Here is a 19,200-nt window from a genome sequence, read left to right as displayed (position 1 = left end):
CTAGTGCGCAATTGCGCACTAGGCCAGGACGACATTGGAGAGGCACGAGCGCGCTCCCGCTACCAGCGTCAAGACCGCGCCGACCACACCTTGCCCCAGCGCGCCGACACGCTCGCGACCCACGACCTTTCCTCCCGCACCAGGCGGAAGCCGAGATTGGCGGGCGGCACGCCTTGCGCGCAGCCGCCGGCGCGGGCGTCGCGGATGAAATCGGTGACATAGGCGCGGTGCGCGCCCTCTGCGACGCGCACGCCGCAATTCACGGTCGGGCGGATGGCATTGCCGGTCTCGTCGACCCGCGAGCGCACGAAGCAGGTCGAGGTCCATTCCCAGACGTTGCCGGAGATGTCTTCGAGACCGTGCTCGTTGACGCCGAACTTGCCGAACGGATAGGCGGTGGTGTCGGCGAGGTCGCGCTCGGACTCACGCTCGTAGCGGCTGATCCAGCGCCTCGAAGGATCGCTTGCGTCGACCGGCACGCCGTCATCCTTAAAACGGCTGCCGGCGGCAAATGCCCATTCTTCGTCGCTCGGCAGGCGATAATGCCTGCCGGTCTTGCGCGACAGCCAGCCCGCATAGGCTTCGGCGTCGTACCAGCTCACCTGGACCGCAGGGCGATCGGGCGCGACGACGATGTCGCGGCCCAGCGCGCGGCATGCGCCATCCTGCACGCAGAGCTGAAAGTCGGCGGAGGAGACCTGTTCGCGCATGATGTGAAGCGGTCTGTTGAACCGCAGCTTTCGCAGCGGCGCTTCGGCCTGCTGCCCGGCGCGCGTGAAATCACCGGCCTCGCGATAGACCAAGCTGCCGGCGGCGATCTCGACGATCGCCGGCTCGCCGCCCGCGCGCGGGGTCGCCCTCTCGGAGACCAGAGGCGCGACCGCCAGCGGTCCCGCGAGTCCGGCCGCGCAGGCCAGCGCCAACTTCAGCTTGAATGCGATCAGCATGGTGATCCCCGCAAAGAAAAGGGGCCGGCGATTTGCCGGCCCCTCTGTTTGTCAGTTGGTCTTGCGGCCGGTCTCCAGCGCGCCCTGCGTCTGCGCCGGAATTTCGGCCGGCGCCTTCACCTGGGTCATCAGATCATCGTTCCATTTGCCTTCGACCTTGAAGTGCGCGGTGGCGCCGAGATCTGCGGCCTCGATCAGGTTATGCGTGACGTAGGCGTAGATGCCGGGCTGCTGGAATTTGTACAGCGACGCGCCCGCAGAACCGCCGCGGATCGACCAGGTCTCGAGCCCGACTTCGGGGGCATTGCCGAATTTGCCGGTCTCCCAGACATAGTCGCCATGGCCGCCGATCAGGTGCGGACGGCTGTCGCGGTTGGCCTGCGAATGCACGATCAGCACGTTTTCGCCGACATTGGCGGTCAGCGCGTTCTTGCCGGTCAGCGCGCCGGCCTTGCCGTTGAACACGACATGGGTCGGCGTGAGCTTCTTCATCACTTCTTCGGTCTCGGTGAAGGCTTCACCGGGCGAATCGTAGGACTTGAAATTGCCCTTCTCGTCGCGCGGCACGTACATGTCCTGCTCGCCGATATAGTAGACCTTGTCGTATTTCAGCGCGTGGCCCTTGCCGTCGTTCAGTCCGTCGCGCGGCAGCACCATCACGGCGCCGTTCATGCCGGAGACGACATGCCAGGGGATCATCGGGCCGCCCGGCGCGCAGTGATAGACGAATACGCCGGTCTTGGTCGCCTTCCAGCGCAGCACGACCTGCTCGCCGGGATTGACCAGCGTGAGCGCACCGCCGCCGAGCGCACCGGTCGCGGAATGGAAGTCGATGTTGTGCGGCATGGTGTTGGTGGCGGGATTGACCAGCGTCGTCTCGACGTAGTCGCCCTCATGCACGACCATCAGCGGTCCCGGCATCGAGCCGTTGAAGGTCATCGCCTGGAAGGTGGTGCCTTTCTCGTCGATGACGACCTTCTTCTCCTCGATGGTGAGCTTGAACTCGATGATCTTGGGGCCCTGCTTGGTCGCTTGCTCGTGCGCATGCACGAAAGGCGGAGCGACCAGCTCGACCTTCTGTCGAGGCAGTTTGAGATCATCAGCGGCCAAAGCGGGGGTCGCCAACATCAGCGCAGTCGCGGCGGCGCCGATCAGTGCAGCTCTGCGGGTGAACATCGGAAGCATCCTTCATCTGAAATGGTTTTGATGACGGATGCAGTGTGCGCCGATCACAGCAAGATGATTTGCGCTGCAACAACCTTCAGCCAGATTTGCCTCCGCGACAGTACTTAGGTCGCTTACCGGAGTAGTATTGGCGACACGACGTTGACCGCGTCCGAGGACGTGATGCGGATGTCGAGGCCGAGCGACCAGCGTCCCGACAACGGCGCCGACATTGTGACGCGCCACTGATCGTGACCGACACGTTCGGCGTTTGCCGTCACCGGCGCCACGCCATGCTCGGGATTGCCGAGCGTGACCGCCACTGCGTCGGCGCCCAGCGGCAACTCGTTCGCATCTTCGAGCTGGATCGCGATCTCGACCGGCCCGGCGCGACCGGGCGAGACCGTGACGTTCGCCATGGCCTTCTCGGCGTGAAGATGGGTGAAGAAGCTCTCGTCCGCCTCGGACGTTGCCGCGGGCGGCGCCGACATCGTTTGTTTCGGCTGCGGCGCGGGCTCGGCGGCCTGCTTGCTGCCGGCTTTGTCCGGCGCCTGTGCGCCGATGGCCTGCACGTCGAGCATCACCGTCACGTCGCCGGCATGTTCGAACGACAGCGTCACCGGCACCTCGTCGCCCACGCGCAGCGGTGCGTCGAGCCCGATGAACATCAGGTGTCCGCCGCCGGGTGCGAGCGAGAGGGATTGGCCGGGCGCGATGCAGCGAGTTCCGTTGTCCAGTGGACGCATGGTCATGACGCCGTCGTTGACGGCCATCTCGTGGATTTCGGTTCTCAGCGCATGCGCGGTCGATGCGGTCTTCAACCGCTCCGGTGCGAGCCCTCTGTTCTCGATCGTGAGATAGCCGCCGGCGACTCTGGCGCCGCCAGGCGTCGCCCGGCTCCATGCTGCGGTGATGACGAGATCGCCACAGGTCGTGTCGGCGGCGAAGGCGGGCGGCCCGGCAAGGCACGACAAGGCGACCGCGCCGGCGAGGATGCGTCTGGATGAGATCATGATCGAGGCTTTCGCGAAGATGCGACTAGAGCAGCTGTATGGCGAGAAAGACCGTTGCCCAGACCGCCAGCGACAGCACGATGAAGACAGCGATTGCGGCGGCCAGAGCGCGCGCGATGCCGACAGGGCCGGTCGCTGGAGCTGCCGGGACGGGGCGGAAGTCGTCGAAGCGCGGGATATGGCCGCGGACATCGAGCAGGGACAGGATCAATTCGAGTGCGAGAAGCCTCATGGCAAACGCTCCGGATGGCCGTGCGATCGACCATAAGCATGGCGCGGAACCGGTCATTGCGCTTTGCGCGAGCGCAATGTTTGCCCTCGCCGCTCCATCCGGACTTTGCGCGAGCGCAAGGTCGCCGGCGCGAATCCGGGTTAGCTGAATGCATTCCGTGACTCGCCGCGGCGTCAGCAAGCGGCCGAATTTACGAATGGGTAAGATATGAGAGCTGATCTCGCGGTGAGCTACGGCGACGAACGGTTGCCGCGCTACACGAGCTACCCGACCGCACCGCACTTTTCGCCTGCGATCGGTGGAGACACCTACGCCGGGTGGCTTGCCGAGCTCCCGGCGGGCGCCAGCGCGTTGCTCATCTGCACGTGCCGTTTTGCCGCGAGATGTGCTGGTATTGCGGCTGCCATACCCAGATCGTCCGCCGCGACGATCTGATCGCGGCCTATCAGCGGACATTGCGCAGCGAGATCGTGCAAGTGGCCGACACCATCGGCCGCCGCATCAAGGTCGAGCATATTCATTTCGGCGGCGGCACGCCGACGATCATGGCGCCGGAAGCTTTCGCCGAGTTGATGGCAACGATGCGCCAGGCATTCTTCGTGCTGCCCACGGCCGAGATCGCGGTCGAGATCGATCCTCGGACGCTGACCGCCGACATGGTGGAGGCGATGCGGCTCTCCGGCGTCAACCGCGCGAGCCTCGGGGTTCAGAGTTTCGATCCCGTCGTGCAACGCGCGATCAACCGCGTGCAGCGTTTCGAGCAGACGGCTTGCGTCGTCGACATGCTCAGGCGCGCCGATATCGCGGGAGTGAATTTCGACCTGATCTGCAGGCTGCCGCACCAGGCGACCGTCGCCTCGTGCCTGGACACGGTCCGGCGCGCGCTCGCGCTCGCGCCCGACCGCTTCTCGGTGTTCGGCTATGCCCATGTGCCTGATTTCAAGAAGCATCAGCGCATGATCAACGAGGCCGTCCTGCCCGACGGCCCTGCGCGTCACGACCAGGCTTGCGCGATCGCGAATGCGCTGAAGGAGGCCGGCTACGTGCAGATCGGGCTCGATCATTTCGCGCGACCCGACGATTCCATGGCCGTGGCCTTCGAGGAGCGGACGCTGCGGCGCAATTTCCAGGGCTACACCACAGACAAGGCCGAGGTGCTGCTCGGTTTCGGCGCGAGCGCGATCGGACACCTGCCGCAAGGTTACGTCCAGAACGAGGTGCAGATCGGCGCCTACGCGCAGTGCCATCGGCGCTGGCCGTCTCGCCACCGCGAAGGGCTATGGGCTTACCGATGATGACCGGCTGCGCGCCGACATCATCGAGCGTATCATGTGCGAGTTCGGCGCCGATCTCGGCGACATCTGCGCGCGCCATGGCGCAGAGCCCGAGGCGATGCTGAAATCGGCGTCGCGTCTGAAGCCGCTGATCTCTGACGGCGTCGTGAGGCTGGACGGCGATAAGCTCGCGGTCGCCAGGGACTCGCGCTTCCTGGTCCGCAGCGTCGCGGCGGCGTTCGACGCGCATCTGGATCCAGGAAAGCAGCTGCACAGCCGAGCGGTTTAGACGCTCTCTCCGTCATTCCGGGGCGCTCCTCTTTGGCGCGAGCCCGGAATCCATTGTTCCACATCACGCGCTGCACAATGGATTCCGGGCTCGTGCTGCGCGCGCCCCGGAATGACGCGTTGGTGAGTTGGCAACAGCTTGCGCTTCAACAAAGAAACTCCGCCCGCTCCGCTATCGTCGTTTCGGAACGGAGTTGTCCATGTCTTTCCGATCCGACGATCTGGTCGATGACATCATGCGCACGGCGCCGCACACGATCCGTGTGTTTCTCGCCTTCAGGATGGCCTGCGTCGGCTGCCCGATCGCGACCTTCCACACGGTGGATGACGCCTGCCGCGAGCATGGCATCGACCGCGAGAAATTCCTCGCCGCGCTCTGCGACTGCGTGCCGGCGTGAGGTGGTCCGGAATTCGCGCGGGCGCGTGCGGATTCCCGGGTGAGGGCGCGCTTTCGCCGTAAGCGGAGCGCCCCTCGCTCCTATCTTGCAGGCAGGGAAACGCCCTGGCGCGGCTCTCACGCCGCGCCGCTGTCGGGGCTCCGCTCCGCCAGCACGACGATCCTGTGCGGTTCGCGCAGGATGATGCGCTGACGGCCGCTCTCGACGAGACCCTGGCTCTCCCAGCCACTCAGGATACGGCTGACGGTGTGCAGCGTGGTGCCGGTCATCTGCGCGATGTCCTGGCGGCTGATCGGGAAGTCGATCTCGATGCCGTGATCGAGCTTCTTGCCGGACTGCTTGGCGAGGCGCAGCAGCACATGCGCGACGCGCTGCTCGACCTGTTGGGTCGACATTTCCAGGATGCGGGTGTGGCTCTCCTGGAGACGCGTGCCGACCGTCTGGAGCGTGTTGGCGGCGAGCGAGGGAAACCGCTCGATCAGCCGCGGCCAGGCAGAGGTCGGCCAGATCAGCACCACGCTGTCGTCGACCGCCATCGCCGTCGCCGGATAGTGCGCGGCTCCGATCGCCATCGCGAGGCCGAATGTCTCGCCGGGCGCGACATAGCGCACCACGATCTGCTCGCCGGTCGGCGTTGTCTTGGCGGCCCGGACGTGGCCGTGCAGCAGCAGGAAGAAGGACTGCGCGTCCGCCCCCTGCTCGAAGATGGTGCTGTTCTTGGGGTAACGCGCCGAGCGGGCCTCGCGCAGGATTTCCTCGAGGTCCTCCGGCTTGACGCCCCCAAACAGCGGCAGATGCGCAACCAGCGATGTGTCGACCTTGGCCATTCTGTCTCCTTGGCGCTGGGGAGTGTGATGGCACCTGCAATCGTCCAACAGTTTGCGATAGCGCAAAACGGGCCGGCCGGGCGGCAGTATTTTTCCAGACACCGGTTTGAATTTCCAGGAGTTGACCCCATGGCTGGCGCCCGATCCCGCAACTTTGAGGGCTGGCCGCTGTTTGCGAACAGCTTTCGGCCCTTTTTCCTGTTCGCCGCGATCCAGGCCGCCGTGTCGATCCTGGTCTGGCTGCCGATGTTCTATGGCGAGCTGTCGGTGACATCAGCCTTCGCACCGCGCGACTGGCATGTCCACGAGATGCTTTACGGCTTCCTGCCTGCGGTGATCACCGGATTCCTGTTCACGGCGATCCCGAACTGGACCGGGCGGTTGCCGATCCAGGGTACCTCGCTGGGGGCGCTGCTGGTGGTCTGGCTTGCCGGGCGCATTGCGGTGATGCTGTCGGCCGACACGGGCTGGGTGTTCGCGCTCCTCGTCGATGCAGCCTTCCTGGCGCTGGTCGTCGCAGCCGCGGCGCGCGAGATCGTCGCAGGCGGTAACTGGCGCAACCTGCCTGTGGTGGCGCTCGTGCTGGTGCTGCTTGCCGGCAACATCGCCTTTCATCTCGAAACGCACTTCGAAGGCACGGCCGATATCGGCATCCGCGTCGGCATCGGCGTGGTCGTGCTACTGATCGCGCTGATCGGCGGCCGCATCATCCCGAGCTTCACCCGCAACTGGCTGGTCAAGTTCAATCCCGGCCGCCTGCCGGTGCCGTTCGGACGCTTCGACGGCGCGGTGATCGGATGCAGCGCGCTCGCGCTCATCTCGTGGATCGTGGCGCCATTGAATGCCGTCACCGGCGTCGCGATGGCGCTCGTCGGCGTGCTGCACCTGGTGCGGCTCGCGCGCTGGGCCGGCGACCGCACCTTCCGCGAACGGCTGCTCTTGATCCTCCACGTCGGCTATTTTTTTGTGCCGCTCGGCTTCATCCTGCATGCGCTGGCTGCCTTCGGCGCGCTGCTGCCGAGTGCGGGCATTCACGCCTGGATGGCCGGGGCGGCCGGAACCATGACGCTCGCGGTGATGACGCGCGCGAGCCTCGGTCACACCGGGCAGGCGCTGACGGCTTCGCCGGCGACACAGGGGATCTACGTCGCGATCATCGTCACGGCGCTGGCGCGGATCGCCGCGGTGGTACTGCCTGCGCACAGTGGCGCCCTGCTGCACATTGCCGCCTGCGGCTGGGTCGTCGCATTCCTCGGATTTGCCATTGCGTTCGGCCCGCTGCTTGCCGGCAGCCGCCGGCGCGCGCTTGCCATCATGGGCGTGCCGGTCCCGGCACGCTGAGTTTACGCCGCCGTCTCCGAGGGCACCTCGCCCCGCATGCCCTTGCGCCATTCGGTGACGGTGCAGCCGAAACGGCCGCGGAACCAGCGTGCCATGGCGCTCTGCGCGGAGAAGCCGAGCTGCATGGCGACGTCGGCCAGCGGCCGGCGCGTGTCGTCGATCAGTTGGATCACGAGATAGGCGCGCTGTGCATCGAGGATGGCCGAGAAGCTGGTGCCTGATGCAGCAAGGCGCCGGTGGATGGTGCGCCGGGTGCAGGCGAGATGCTCGGCCACGCGCTCGACGGTGCAATCGCCACTGGCGAGCAGGCTACGCACGACCTCGTCGACCTTTGCCTCCCAGCTTGCGGGGCGCGTCTCGATCGCCTCGATTCGCTTGCGTAGATAATTCGCGATCAGCGGATGCGCGCTCGGGATCCGGCGCTCCATGTCGTGCGCCGACAACAGGATCGCATCGTCATCCGCATTGAAGGTGACGCGGCAGCCGAAGAACTCGCGATAGCGCTTGCGGTCGTGCGGCGGCGGATAATGCAGGTGCACCTCCAGCGGCCGCCAATCGCTGCTGAACAGCGACTGGATGATGCGGTGGACGCTGCCGAGTGCCATGTCGATGGCCTGACGCGGCGCGCTCGGCTGCCGGCCGCGCAGATGCAGCGTGACGGTCACGGTGTGCTTGTCGTGCGCAACATCGAGCCGCATGCCCTCGTGATGGACATGAATGAAGCGTGAGAATGCTGCGATGGCCTCGCCGACTGTCGCCTGTTCGCGCACGATCAAACCGACCGCGCCGAAATTGGTCAGGCCGCCCCGCTCGGCAAGGCGCAAGCCGAAATCTTCGGCGCCGGATGCCTCGGCCGACAATTCGAGCAGGCGGCGCAGGCCGGCGACGGCGATCGGCGTGTCGGGCTTGTCGAGGCAGGCCAGCGGCAGTCGGACCTTGCGCATCATCTGCCTGGGGTCGAGTCCGACCGACCGGGCGACCTCCGGATAATAGCTCAAGCCTGCGCTGCGAATGAGGTCGGTCATGCGACCCGTTCCGCCATTCCCGAGGGGATGTCCCGAAATGTAAAGTTTATGTCCCCATCCGTCAAATCCGGGAACGCGTTGGAACATACATAGGGGAAACCGAAGCACTGGCGTGAATGCCGTGCTCACGAGGGCGCGGTAGGCGACGGGGCCCGCTGCCGTCTCGGGCCATTTGACCAAGACATTGCTGGATCGGGATGATGCCGGGAAACATGGTTTCCAAGGGTAAGGTGTTCATCATTGAAACTGACGCGGTCTCCCGCGAGCAGCTTTCGACCGCGCTTCGACAGAGCGCCTATGACGTGATCTGCTTCGCCGATGGCGCCTCGCTGCTGTCGGAGGCGAGAGCGCGGATGCCGGCCTGCGTGCTGCTGGAGATGCCGCCAGATCGCTCCGGCCTCGACGTGCTCAAGCGGCTGCGCGAGGAAAACTGCATGGCGCCGGTGCTGGTGACCTCGGCGAACGGCAGCATTTCCATGGCGGTCGACGCCATCAAGAGCGGCGCGGCCGACTTCATCGAAAAGCCGTTCCGCGGCCGTGACATCGTCGATCGGATCGATGCTGCGATCGACGAGTTCGCGCAGCCCGGCTCGAGCCGGCAGCGCTGGCTGCCCGGCTGCGAACCCCTCACCGCGCGCGAAGGCGCGGTGCTCGAGCATCTCGCCGCGGGCCTGACCAACAAGGAAATCGCCCGGCGCATGCATCTGAGCGCGCGGACCGTCGAGGGCTACCGCGCCAGCATCCTGAGGAAGGCTGGCGCCCGCAACGTGACCGATCTGCTCCGCCGCATCTTCGGCCAGGGCTCGCCAACCCAGATCTGAGGCCTGGCGGGACCATAACGTGTTCCGCGGCCACCGTGCCGCCGCCGTAGCGCCCCACGGAAACCCCAATCGAACCAGTTCCTTCCCCGCCGCGTCTCATCACGATGGCGAGGCATCTGATCGCACGCGTCCGGCTGGCGGCGCGGCGATAATGGCAGGAGGGATTTATGCGCATCATCGCGAAATATTTGGCAACCACGAGCCTGGTCCTGGTGACCTCGGCCGTCGCGGTGCCGTCATGGGCAGCCGACGTGGACGCCAAATCCGCGATCGATACGGTCACGGTCTATCCCGATGGCGCCACCGTGACCCGCGTCATTTCGTTGGATCTCGCCTCCGGTGAACTCGACGCTGGTCGCCAAGGATTTTCCGCTCTCGCTCGACCCGTCCTCCCTCCGCGTCGAAGGCGAGGCGGGCGCCAAGCTGACTATCGGCACGATCGACGCACGGCCGCCGCGTACGGCGCCGCCCGTGAATCTGCCGAGCTCGACAAGCGCATCGAGGCGCTCAGGGATCAGCGGGCGGACCTACAAGGTGCGATCGACTCGGCCACCGCACGGCGTCAGTTCGCGCAGCACTTCGCTGAAGCTTCGCCCGCCGGCCTTGGCGAGAAGGGTGAAGCGCGGCCGATCACCGAATGGCGCGCGGCCTTTGCCGCCGTCGCCGAGGAGATCGCGACCGCCGACACTGCGATCCGCGATGCCACACGAAAACAGCGCGAGATCGATCGCGAGATCGCACAATTGGAAGCCGAGCGCTCGGCCAAGCCGCCGAGCAAGCTGGAGGTGCGGATCGACGTCGCCTCGGCCGCCGCGACCAAGGCGACGCTGCGGGTGACCTATGCCGTGCGCAACGCGCGCTGGCTGCCGCTCTACGACGCCCGGCTCGACACCGGCGCCAAGGACCGCAAGCCGCAGCTCGAGCTGGTCCGCCGTGCCGAGATCACGCAATCGACCGGCGAAGATTGGTCCAACGTCACACTCGGCGTCTCCACGGTGCGTATCGGCCGCGGCGGCAGCGCCCCGGAGCTGAATTCGCTGGTTGCGCAATATCCGCAGGTGCCGAAGCCGCTGGCGCTTGGCACGGCCTCTGATTTGGCGCGGCCCGCTCCGATGGCACGCCAGATGCAGCCGCTGATGCCCAAAGTCGCGGAGGCTTCTGAGCCGCGTGAACGCGCCGAAGAACAGCAGGCGGTTGCCGAAATCGGCGACTTCCAGGCCACGTTCAGGATTCCCGGCCGCGTCAGTCTCGGTGCCGCCGAGGGCGCCAAGAGCCTCCGTATCGCTTCGGTGAATGTGCCCGCCGATCTCGCGGTGCGCGCCGCGCCGGTGCTGGACCCGACCGCCTTCCTCGAGGCCAGCTTCAAGCAGACCGACGAGGTGACATTGCTGCCTGGCAAGGTCGCGATCTACCGCGACGGCATCTTCGTCGGCCGCGGCAAGATCACGGCGTCGGCCAAGGACGACATCGTGCGGCTTGGCTTCGGCGCCGACGACAAGATCAAGATCGAGCGCGCGGTGCTCAAGCGCAACGAAGGCTCGGCGGGTCTGCTGGTCACGACGTCGAAGACCGACGAGCGTTCATTCAAGACGACGATCCGCAATGGTCACGATTTCCCGATCAAGGTTGCGATCGAGGATCAATTGCCGGTCAGCGAGAACGAGGACATCGTGGTCGAGATGCTGCCCGTGACCACGCCGCCGACCGCGAGCAATATCCGCGACAAGCGCGGCGTGCTGGAATGGACATTCGACGCCAAGCCCGGCGAGGCCCGCGACATCAACTTCGCCTGGCGCATCCGCTGGCCGAAAGACAAGGGCATGGTGATCGTGCCGGCTGGGTAGGGAGTTTACGGTGCGATAAATCCTCCGTTGTCATGCCCCGCCTAGTGCGCAATTGCGCACGGGGGCGGGGCATCCAGTACGCCGAGGCCTAACGATCCAATCGCTGGCGCCGCGGCGTACTGGATCGCCCGGTCAAGCCGGGCGATGACCGTGTTGAGAGAGCAGGGCCTCACTTCGCCTTCAGGAAATCCGCGACCTCGAGCAGCATGAACTCATCGTCGTCGGCCTTGTTGGGATCGCGGCTGGACGAGAACGGCAGATTGTTGTCGTTACCGACGATGATGTGGGTGTCGTCGACGCGATCGACGTTCTCGATGGTGAAGAACGGGAAGGTGTAGACGCCGTCATTGAGCGGCTTCCTCGCCTTCTTGTCGGGATCCTGGATCTTCATCAGGTCAATATAGCCGATCTTGCGCACGGGCTTGCCGACATTGGCGTCGCTGAGCTCGATCTTGTAGATGCGCTTGAACTTGGCGAGGTCCGGGAAGCAGTTCGCGCCGCGGGTGCCCTGCGGGCAGGCCTTGTCGGCGGTGCCTTCGCCGTTGTCGCGCTCGATGACGAGGCCGGAGGCCTGATCGATCATGTTGAAGTCGCCGATGGCGTTGCCGTTCTGCTCGAACACATACTGCCAGTAGCGGCCGGTGAACTTCTCGGCGGCGACGTCGAACTCGAGGATGCGGGAGGCTTCCTTGCCGTCGACCTTCTCCCAGTCCTTCTTGTCGGCGTCCCACAGCGGTCCTTCGAGCAGGCCGTAGAGGAATTTGCCGTCCTTCGACGACGCAAAGCCTTCAAAACCCTTGGAGCGGCGGAGGTTGACGTTGGTGTAGGTCGCGCCCGGCGCGCCCGGCGTTCCCACCGCCCAGTTGTCGGGCGAGCGCACCGGCTTACCGTCGGCGACCGTCTCGAACACGGCCAGGATCTTGCCGGTCTTGTCGGCCTTCAGGATGTAGGGGCCGAACTCGTCGCCGATCCAGAAGACATCGCCGATGATCTGGAAGCCCTCGGTGTCGAAGTCCGAGCCGGTGAGGTAACGCTTCTGCGTGTCCTCGTGCACGATGCGGAAGGGCACCTTCTTGTCGGGATCGTGCAGGAAGATGGTCTCCAGCCGCTCGATCTTGCCGCCCGCCCAATCCATCTTGTAGCGGTTTAGATACAGCATCGAATCCGGCGAGTTCGCGCGCGCGCCCATGCCGTTGTCGGTGATCACCCAGAACGTGCCGTCGGGCATGGTCTTGATGCCGGAATGACCCTGGAGCGGCTGGCCCTTGAACGGCAGCGACACGCCGGTCGCCCGCTCATAGGACTTGCCCATCACGGTGCCGAGCGCGTCGACGCGCTTGCCCGTGGTGTATTTGCCCGAGGTCTTGAGATCGGCGGGGGCGTCGGCGGGCGCGTCGATGAACGAGGCGGCCGGCATCACCACGTGGCCGGCGAGCTTGGCCGGGAATTCACCTTCGCTCTGCGCGAGCGCTGCGCTCGCGGTGAGAATGATCGTTGCGACGGTGCTGAGAAAAGTCGCGCGCATGTGCGTCTCCTGTTGGCGGACGCATGCCTTATGCGGACGGCACGTTGCAGTTTTGTGAAGCCGGGCCAAAGGCCGCAGCGGCCGTCTACTCCTTGACCGCGCCCGTCAGCGACGACACGTAATAATCCACGAACAGCGAGTAGAAGATCGCAACCGGCAGCGAGCCGAGCAGTGAGCCCGCCATCAGCGCACCCCACTGATAGACATCGCCTGTGACGAGCTCGGTCAGGATCGCGACCGGCACGGTCTTGTTGGCGCCGCTCTGGATGAAGGCGAGCGCATAGATGAACTCGTTCCAGGACAGCGTGAAGGAGAAGATGCCGGCCGAGATCAGGCCGGGCACGGCGAGCGGCAGCGTGATCCGCCGCAGGATCTGGAGCCGCGTGGCGCCGTCGACCAGCGCGCACTCCTCGAGCTCGTACGGAATCGACTTGAAATAGCCGATCAGGAGCCAGGTGCAGAACGGCACCAGGAATGTCGGGTAGACCAGGATCAGTGCCAACGGTGAGTCGAACAGGCCGAACTGCACGACGACGGTGGCGAGCGGAATGAACAGGATCGACGGCGGTACCAGATAGGCGAGATAGATGCCGAGGCCGACATAAGGACTGCCGCGGAAGCGCAGGCGTTCGATGGCATAGGCGGCGAGCGTGCTCGCGATCAGCGACAGCGTGGTCGACCCGATTGCCACCAACATTGTCGTCCACAGCCAATGCGGATAGGCGGTGTTGAACAAGAGGTGCTTGATATGCGCCAGCGTCGGCGAGGAGATCCAGAACGGATTGTGCTCCTTGTAGTTCATCAGCTCCGCGTTCGGCTTGAACGAGGTGATCGCCATCCAGTAGAACGGGAACAGCAGGATGAGCACGAAGCAGCCGAGCGGCAGATAGATCATCATCAGCCGCCGCAGCCCGGAATCCCAGGCCATCGTGTCGGGCGCTGCCTTCGCGTCGGCGACAGCCGGTTGGGCGACAGTATCAGTCATTGCTCTCTCCCTGCTGCCATTTGCGGCGCGCCAGGCCGAAATAGGAGAACAGCGTCGCGAACACCAGGAACGGGATCATCGACACTGCGATCGCGGCACCTTCGCCGAGCTCGCCGCCGGCGATGCCGCGCTGGAAGGCCAGCGTTGCTAGCAGATGGGTCGAGTTGCCGGGCCCGCCACGGGTGATGGCGTAGACCAACTGGAAGTCGGTGAAGGTAAAGATGATCGAGAAGGTCATGACGATGGCGAGGATCGGCATCATCATCGGGAAGGTGATGTAGCGGAAGCGCTGCCAGGCGCTGGCGCCGTCGAGCATCGCAGCCTCGTAGAGCGAGGGCGAGATGGTCTGAAGCCCCGCCAGCAGCGAGATCGCGACGAAGGGAATGCCGCGCCAGATATTGGCGGCGATCAGCGAGAAGCGCGCCGGCCAGGGCGAACCGAGGAAGTCTATATTGCTGTCGCGCCAATGCAGCACGTCGACCAGCAGGTAGGAGATGATCGAGAATTGGGGATCGTAGATCCACCAGAACGCCAGCGCCGACAGCACGGTCGGCACGATCCAGGGCAGCAGGATGATCGCACGCAGCACGCTCTTGAAAGGAAAATGGTTGTTGAGCAGCAGCGCGAGCCAGAAGCCGAGTGCGAATTTCCCGAACGTCGCAATGCCCGTGTAGACGACGCTGTAGAACACCGCGTTCCACCACAGCGAATCGGTGAGCAGATACTGGAAATTCTCGAAGCCGACGTAGATGCCACGCTGGCCGATCGTGGTGTCGGTGAAAGCGAGCCAGACGCCGAGGCCGAGCGGATAGGTCAGGAAGACCGCGAGCAGCCCGATCGCAGGCGCAAGACACATCACGATCAGGAACGGCTTGTAGTCGAACAGGCGTACCAGCCAGTTCGGCTGCCGCTGCGCCAGGGCGGGGGAGGAGAGGGTGGTCACGGACATCAGTTTGTTGTCCCGTCTGTGAAAGTCACTCCACCGTCATTGCGAGCGAAGCGAAGCAATCCAGTCTGTCTCCGCGGAGATAGTCTGGATTGCTTCGTCGCAAGTGCTCCTCGCAATGACGGCCGCTTTGTCGTCGCCCGTTACCGGCTCTGTCGCCGGAAGTACCGCTTGCAGCGTTGCTCGGCTTCTGCCGCAGCGGCCTCCGGCGTGGCAGCGCCGGTGGCTACGGACGAGAACATCTGAATCAGCACGTAGTCAGCACTGACGGCACCCGTCGCGGTCGAGATCGGGCCCTTGTAGCCGTCATAGTAGGTGCTGTTCATGGTGTCCTTGAACAGCTTCACTTTGGGATCCTGCGACCACACGGCGGCCTCGGCATAGGCGGCCAGCGGCTGTGACCAATAGCCGGAGTTGGCATTGAGCCACGGCTCGTACTGGTCTTTTTCAAGCATGTATTGCAGGAATGCCTTTGCCGCGTTGGGGTACTGGCTGTGCTTGAACACCATGGCGTTCAGCGTCAGGCCCGCCATCGGCGAAACCTTGGCGAGGCCCTTCGGCAGCAACTGATGTTCGCTGTCCTCGGCGATCGCCTTGGTCGCGGGGTCGTTCTTCAACGAGAAGTACAGCGAGACGCCGTTGGCGGTCAGGGAAATCTCCTGCGAGGAGTAGGCGCGGTTGTTGCTGACGTCGTTCCACGATGTCGTGCCGGCGATGAAGGTCGGGTAGAGCTGCTTGACCCAGTTCAGCGCGGCAATCGTCTCCTTGCTGTTGATGACGACGTTGCCGTCCTCGTCGAGCAGGGAGCCGTTGTGCGACCACAGCGCCCAGTTCGCAAAACCGTTGCCGTCGCCCTTGGCGTTGCCGAGCGCGAAGCCGGCCGGCTTGCCGGCCTTGTGCAGCTTCTGGCACAGGTCGACAATTCCGGCATGGTCTTCCGGCACCTTGTCGAAGCCGACCGATTGCAGGATCGACTTGCGGTAGATCAGGGGACCGGCGGTGGCGCCGAACGGCAGCCCGATCCAGGCGTCGCTCTTGTTCTTCTTGCCGTAGCGCTGCGCCAGCGGCAGCCAGCCGCCATAACGCTTGCCGAGATAGTCGGCGACATCGGTCAGCTCGATCAGCTTGTCTCATATAGATGTGCGGAGCATCGGAGAAGCCGATGATGATGTCGGGGCCGGCGCCGGAATTCGAGGTCACCGCGGTCTGCTGGTTGATGTCTTCCCAGCCGACGAAGTCGACCTTGACCTCGACCCCGGTCTCCTTGGTGAATTTTGCCGCATTGGCGCGGAACACGTCCTCGTCGGCCTGGACGAAACGCACCGGGCGCAGCATGCGCAAGGATGCGCCTTTCTCGATGTCGCGCTTGGGCGCCGCCACATCGGCAGCCTTGATGTTGGATTGCGTTGTTTGCGCTGCAGCACCAGTGGCCGCGAGCGTTGCAGCGGACAGGCCCAGCGCCAAGGCATCACGACGCGTGATGTCGTTCCTCATCAGTTCCTCCCTAAATGTCTCCCTTCCCGGCGTTGATCGCCGGTGAAGGGTCGTTCCGGTTACCGGCGCCTTTTGCGCCGTCCGCCTAGCTGTTCGGTCCGCGATCCATGCTGACAGGCTGCCAGCGGCGGAGCGCGGTGCTTTGCAGCACCGACGGATTGACGCAGCTTACCGGCCACATGCCCTGAAGCACCAGTGACAATTCGTAGCCCACACGGCGCTTGCGCGCCTCGTCGAACCGTGCCGAGGCCGAAGCGACGTGGGCGGTCAGGGTCACGTTCTCCATGCCGATCAGCGGATTGTTGTGCGAGGGCGGTTCCTTCTCCAGCACGTCGAGGGCGGCATGCGCGATCCAGCCTTCTTGCAGCGCCTTGATCAGGCTCTCCTCGTCTACCGTGGCACCGCGGCCGGTGTTGATGAAGATCGAGCCCTTCTTCATCTGCCGGAAATGCTTCTCGGTCAGCATGTGATGCACCTCCGGCCGGGCGGGGGCATGCATCGAGACGAAGTCGGATTGCGACAGCACCTCGTTCAGCGTCGCCGGGATCACGCCGTGGTCGTACATCAGCGTTTCCTGGATGAAGGGATCATAGGCCATCATGCGCAGGCCGAACGGGGCTGCGCGTTTCGCAACCGCACGCGCGACGCGGCCGAACGAGATGAAGCCGAGCGTCTGGCCCATTAGCCTCGGGATCTTGAGCAGCGCCGGCCGGCCCTCGGCCCAGCGGCCGTCGCGCACCATGCGGTCCTGCTCGACCAGGCGGCGGAAGCCGGCGAGCAGCAGCATCATGGCGTGGTCTGCGACCTCCTCGATGAAGGTGTCGGGGATGTTGGTGACGGGAATGCCGCGAGCGGTGGCGGCCTTGACGTCGACGCTGTCGACGCCGACCGAGCCGAGCGTGATGACCTTGCAACTCTCCAACGTGTCGATGATGGTCTTGGTGATCGGAATGCCCTTGGCATAGATAGCGTCGGCGTTCTTCGCGGCGGCGATGAAGCCGGCCTCGTCGGCCGGGGCTTCGACGATCTCGGCATCGATCGGATCGAGCGCCTCGCGCTCATAGGAGTAATCGCTGCCCGCGACCGTGAAGCTCGCGCCCTTCGGCGTCACCACCCTGTATTTCGGCATTTTCTGCTCCCGATTTGGTTTCTTGTTGTGACCCGCCTTCGTGGCTGGCCTTTGCGTCTTTTACGCGAAATCGATGCGGTCGCGTACAATTCCCGGTTGCCGGTGTTGAGATAAATTGCCGGTTTTCGCGGCTGCGTACGGGCTTCTACGGAGGCCCGTAAGTAACTTGATAAGGCCTCACACATAAAAGTTGATTCGATTTTGATCGATCTGGTCGCGTGCCGTATCCCATTGTTGCCGGAGCCATCCCGTGAAATTGAGCAATCTGAAGATCGCCCCGAAGCTGGGTGTCCTTGTCGGCGTCACCTTGTTCGGCCTGTGCATCTCCGGTGTCCTTGCCGGCTACCTGATGAAGCGCGAGATGGTGAATGCGCGCATCGACCAGACCAAGGCGATCGTCGAGCTGGCCCGCAACTACGCGGCCACGCTGGTGAAACGGGTCAATGCCGGCGAGCTGACCAAGGACGTCGCGCTCGCTGAGCTGCGCCGCTACGGCAATGCGATGACCTACGACAAGGGCTCCGGCTATCTGTTCGGCACCACCTATGATGGCATCACGCAGCTCGCGCCCGATCCGAAGCAGATCGGCGCCAACCGCATGGATGTGGAGACCAACGGTCGGAAGCTGTCCCGCGAGATCATGGATGGGGTCAAGGCGAACGGCGAGATCCTGCTGTTCTACGAATATGTGAAGCCCGGCCAAGCAAAGCCGATCCGCAAGCTTGGCTACGCCGTCGCGGTGCCCGGCTTCGAGATGTATCTCGGCACCGGCGCCTATCTCGAGGACATCGACGAGAAGATGGGCCCGGTCTACTGGCTGCTCGGCTTCGCCATTCTCGGCATCGTCATCGTTGCGGGGAGCGTCGCCTGGCTGATCGGCCGCAGCATCAGCCGCCCGCTCGCGCTGCTCGGTACCCGCATGAAGGAGCTGGCCGACGGCAAGCTCGAGGGCGACATCCCGGGTGTCGGCCGCGGCGACGAGGTCGGCGCGATGGCTTCGACCGTGCAGATCTTCAAGGACAACGCGGTCCGCATCCGTGACCTCGAAAAGACCGAGGCCGATGCCAAGGAGCGTGCCGCGGCGGAACGTCGCAGCGCGATGGAAGACATCGCCAACGACTTTGAACGCAGCGTCAACGGCATCGTCCGCTCGGTCTCCTCGGCCGCGGCCGGCATGCAGAGCACGGCGCAGTCGATGACCGCGACTGCGAGCGACGCCTCCTCGCGTGCCGCAACGGTCGGCGCTGCCTCGCAAAAGGCCTCCGGCAATGTCGGCACGGTTGCGGCTGCCGCCGAAGAGCTGTCGAGCTCGGTTGCGGAAATCTCCCGTCAGGTCACCCGCTCGACCGAAGTCGCGAGCCGCGCCGTCAGCGATGCCGAGCGGACCAACGCCACCGTGCAGGTGCTCTCGACCGGCGCCGAGAAGATCGGCGAGGTCGTCAAGCTGATCCATTCGATCGCCGCGCAGACCAACCTGCTCGCGCTCAACGCCACCATCGAGGCGGCACGCGCCGGTGAATCCGGCCGCGGCTTCGCAGTCGTCGCCTCCGAGGTCAAGGCGCTCGCCAACCAGACCGCGAAGGCGACCGAGGAGATATCCGCGCAGGTCGCGGCGATGCAGACCTCGACCAGCGACGCGGTCACGGCCATCTCCGGCATCACCCAGACCATCGCCGAGATGAGCGAGATCACCGCCGGCATTTCCGCATCGATCGAGCAGCAGGGAGAAGCGACCCGAGAGATCGCCCGCAACATCCAGTCGGTCGCGGCCGGCTCGAGCGAGATCAATGCCCATATCGGCAGCGTCACCTCGGCCGCGGAAGCGACCGGCAGTGCGGCCACCGACGTGCTCTCCAACGCCCGCGAGCTGGACAACCAGTCCGGCGCGCTGCGCAGCGCCGTCGACGGCTTCCTCGCCAAGGTCCGCGCGGCGTAAATTCTTGCACT

15 protein-coding genes and 2 pseudogenes are annotated in these 19,200 nt (G+C 64.9%); 6 read left to right on the top strand and 11 right to left on the bottom strand.

The window, feature by feature from the left end; genetic code table 11:
* Positions 1-68 precede the first annotated feature (68 nt).
* The 4 genes from ACSKB8_RS19070 to ACSKB8_RS19055 all read right to left on the bottom strand — a co-directional run bounded on the left by ACSKB8_RS19070 (position 69) and on the right by ACSKB8_RS19055 (position 3,356).
* Positions 69-947: an SUMF1/EgtB/PvdO family nonheme iron enzyme gene (locus tag ACSKB8_RS19070; protein ID WP_438105667.1), complete on the bottom strand. Its 879-nt coding sequence runs from the start codon at positions 945-947 to the stop codon at positions 69-71.
* A gap of 51 nt (positions 948-998) precedes the next feature.
* Positions 999-2,123, bottom strand: a complete 1,125-nt coding sequence (gene nirK / locus ACSKB8_RS19065; RefSeq protein WP_438105666.1) for a copper-containing nitrite reductase — start codon at positions 2,121-2,123, stop codon at positions 999-1,001.
* A 122-nt stretch (positions 2,124-2,245) separates the two neighbouring features.
* Positions 2,246-3,124: a copper chaperone PCu(A)C gene (locus ACSKB8_RS19060; protein ID WP_438105665.1), complete on the bottom strand. Its 879-nt coding sequence runs from the start codon at positions 3,122-3,124 to the stop codon at positions 2,246-2,248.
* 25 nt (positions 3,125-3,149) lie between these two features.
* Complete coding sequence (locus tag ACSKB8_RS19055) at positions 3,150-3,356, bottom strand: hypothetical protein (protein WP_370990290.1); 207 nt, start codon at positions 3,354-3,356, stop codon at positions 3,150-3,152.
* Positions 3,357-3,563: 207 nt separating this feature from the next.
* Between ACSKB8_RS19055 and hemN the strand changes: the two are divergent.
* Positions 3,564-4,919: pseudogene (gene hemN / locus ACSKB8_RS19050) on the top strand (oxygen-independent coproporphyrinogen III oxidase).
* A gap of 199 nt (positions 4,920-5,118) precedes the next feature.
* Positions 5,119-5,316, top strand: a complete 198-nt coding sequence (locus tag ACSKB8_RS19045) for a DUF1858 domain-containing protein (RefSeq protein ID WP_091888479.1) — start codon at positions 5,119-5,121, stop codon at positions 5,314-5,316.
* 116 nt (positions 5,317-5,432) lie between these two features.
* On the opposite strand, the gene ACSKB8_RS19040 is transcribed toward ACSKB8_RS19045, so the two are convergent.
* Positions 5,433-6,143, bottom strand: a complete 711-nt coding sequence (locus ACSKB8_RS19040) for a Crp/Fnr family transcriptional regulator (protein ID WP_091888281.1) — start codon at positions 6,141-6,143, stop codon at positions 5,433-5,435.
* Between the two features lie 129 nt (positions 6,144-6,272).
* Here ACSKB8_RS19040 and ACSKB8_RS19035 point away from each other — a divergent pair, with 129 nt between their 5' ends.
* A complete protein-coding gene (locus tag ACSKB8_RS19035; RefSeq protein WP_438105664.1) occupies positions 6,273-7,484 on the top strand; it encodes an NnrS family protein in 1,212 nt (403 codons plus the stop codon).
* Positions 7,485-7,486: 2 nt separating this feature from the next.
* Here ACSKB8_RS19035 and ACSKB8_RS19030 read toward each other — a convergent pair whose 3' ends face one another.
* Complete coding sequence (locus tag ACSKB8_RS19030) at positions 7,487-8,509, bottom strand: AraC family transcriptional regulator (protein ID WP_438105663.1); 1,023 nt, start codon at positions 8,507-8,509, stop codon at positions 7,487-7,489.
* Positions 8,510-8,709: 200 nt separating this feature from the next.
* Here ACSKB8_RS19030 and ACSKB8_RS19025 point away from each other — a divergent pair, with 200 nt between their 5' ends.
* Both ACSKB8_RS19025 and ACSKB8_RS19020 read left to right on the top strand, forming a co-directional pair.
* Positions 8,710-9,330 carry a response regulator transcription factor gene (locus tag ACSKB8_RS19025; protein WP_438105662.1) on the top strand — a complete coding sequence of 207 codons (621 nt, stop codon included), beginning with the start codon at positions 8,710-8,712 and terminating at the stop codon, positions 9,328-9,330.
* 167 nt (positions 9,331-9,497) lie between these two features.
* Positions 9,498-11,174 (top strand): mucoidy inhibitor MuiA family protein, encoded by a 1,677-nt coding sequence (locus ACSKB8_RS19020; protein WP_438105661.1) that lies wholly within the window; start codon positions 9,498-9,500, stop codon positions 11,172-11,174.
* Positions 11,175-11,343: 169 nt separating this feature from the next.
* Here the strand turns inward: ACSKB8_RS19020 and ACSKB8_RS19015 are convergent, their stop codons facing one another.
* The 5 genes and pseudogenes from ACSKB8_RS19015 to ACSKB8_RS18995 all read right to left on the bottom strand — a co-directional run bounded on the left by ACSKB8_RS19015 (position 11,344) and on the right by ACSKB8_RS18995 (position 17,253).
* Positions 11,344-12,699: an esterase-like activity of phytase family protein gene (locus tag ACSKB8_RS19015; protein ID WP_438105660.1), complete on the bottom strand. Its 1,356-nt coding sequence runs from the start codon at positions 12,697-12,699 to the stop codon at positions 11,344-11,346.
* Positions 12,700-12,784: 85 nt separating this feature from the next.
* Positions 12,785-13,684: a carbohydrate ABC transporter permease gene (locus ACSKB8_RS19010; RefSeq protein WP_091888289.1), complete on the bottom strand. Its 900-nt coding sequence runs from the start codon at positions 13,682-13,684 to the stop codon at positions 12,785-12,787.
* On the bottom strand, positions 13,677-14,633 hold the full coding sequence (locus tag ACSKB8_RS19005) for a carbohydrate ABC transporter permease (RefSeq protein WP_438105659.1): 957 nt from the start codon (positions 14,631-14,633) through the stop codon (positions 13,677-13,679). The genes ACSKB8_RS19010 and ACSKB8_RS19005 overlap by 8 nt, the downstream gene beginning before the upstream one ends.
* A 140-nt stretch (positions 14,634-14,773) precedes the next feature.
* Positions 14,774-16,124: pseudogene (locus ACSKB8_RS19000) on the bottom strand (ABC transporter substrate-binding protein).
* An 85-nt stretch (positions 16,125-16,209) separates the two neighbouring features.
* A complete protein-coding gene (locus tag ACSKB8_RS18995; protein WP_438105658.1) occupies positions 16,210-17,253 on the bottom strand; it encodes a C-terminal binding protein in 1,044 nt (347 codons plus the stop codon).
* Between the two features lie 250 nt (positions 17,254-17,503).
* On the opposite strand from ACSKB8_RS18995, the gene ACSKB8_RS18990 reads away from it, so the two are divergent.
* Positions 17,504-19,189 (top strand): methyl-accepting chemotaxis protein, encoded by a 1,686-nt coding sequence (locus ACSKB8_RS18990; protein WP_438105657.1) that lies wholly within the window; start codon positions 17,504-17,506, stop codon positions 19,187-19,189.
* The last annotated feature ends 11 nt before the right edge of the window (positions 19,190-19,200 follow it).

The sequence above is a fragment of the Bradyrhizobium sp. BR 1432 genome, assembly GCF_051547705.1.
Taxonomy (GTDB): domain Bacteria; phylum Pseudomonadota; class Alphaproteobacteria; order Rhizobiales; family Xanthobacteraceae; genus Bradyrhizobium; species Bradyrhizobium zhanjiangense.
The sequence above is the reverse complement of the archived record's forward strand: the minus strand, read 5'-3'. Positions and strand labels throughout refer to the sequence as shown.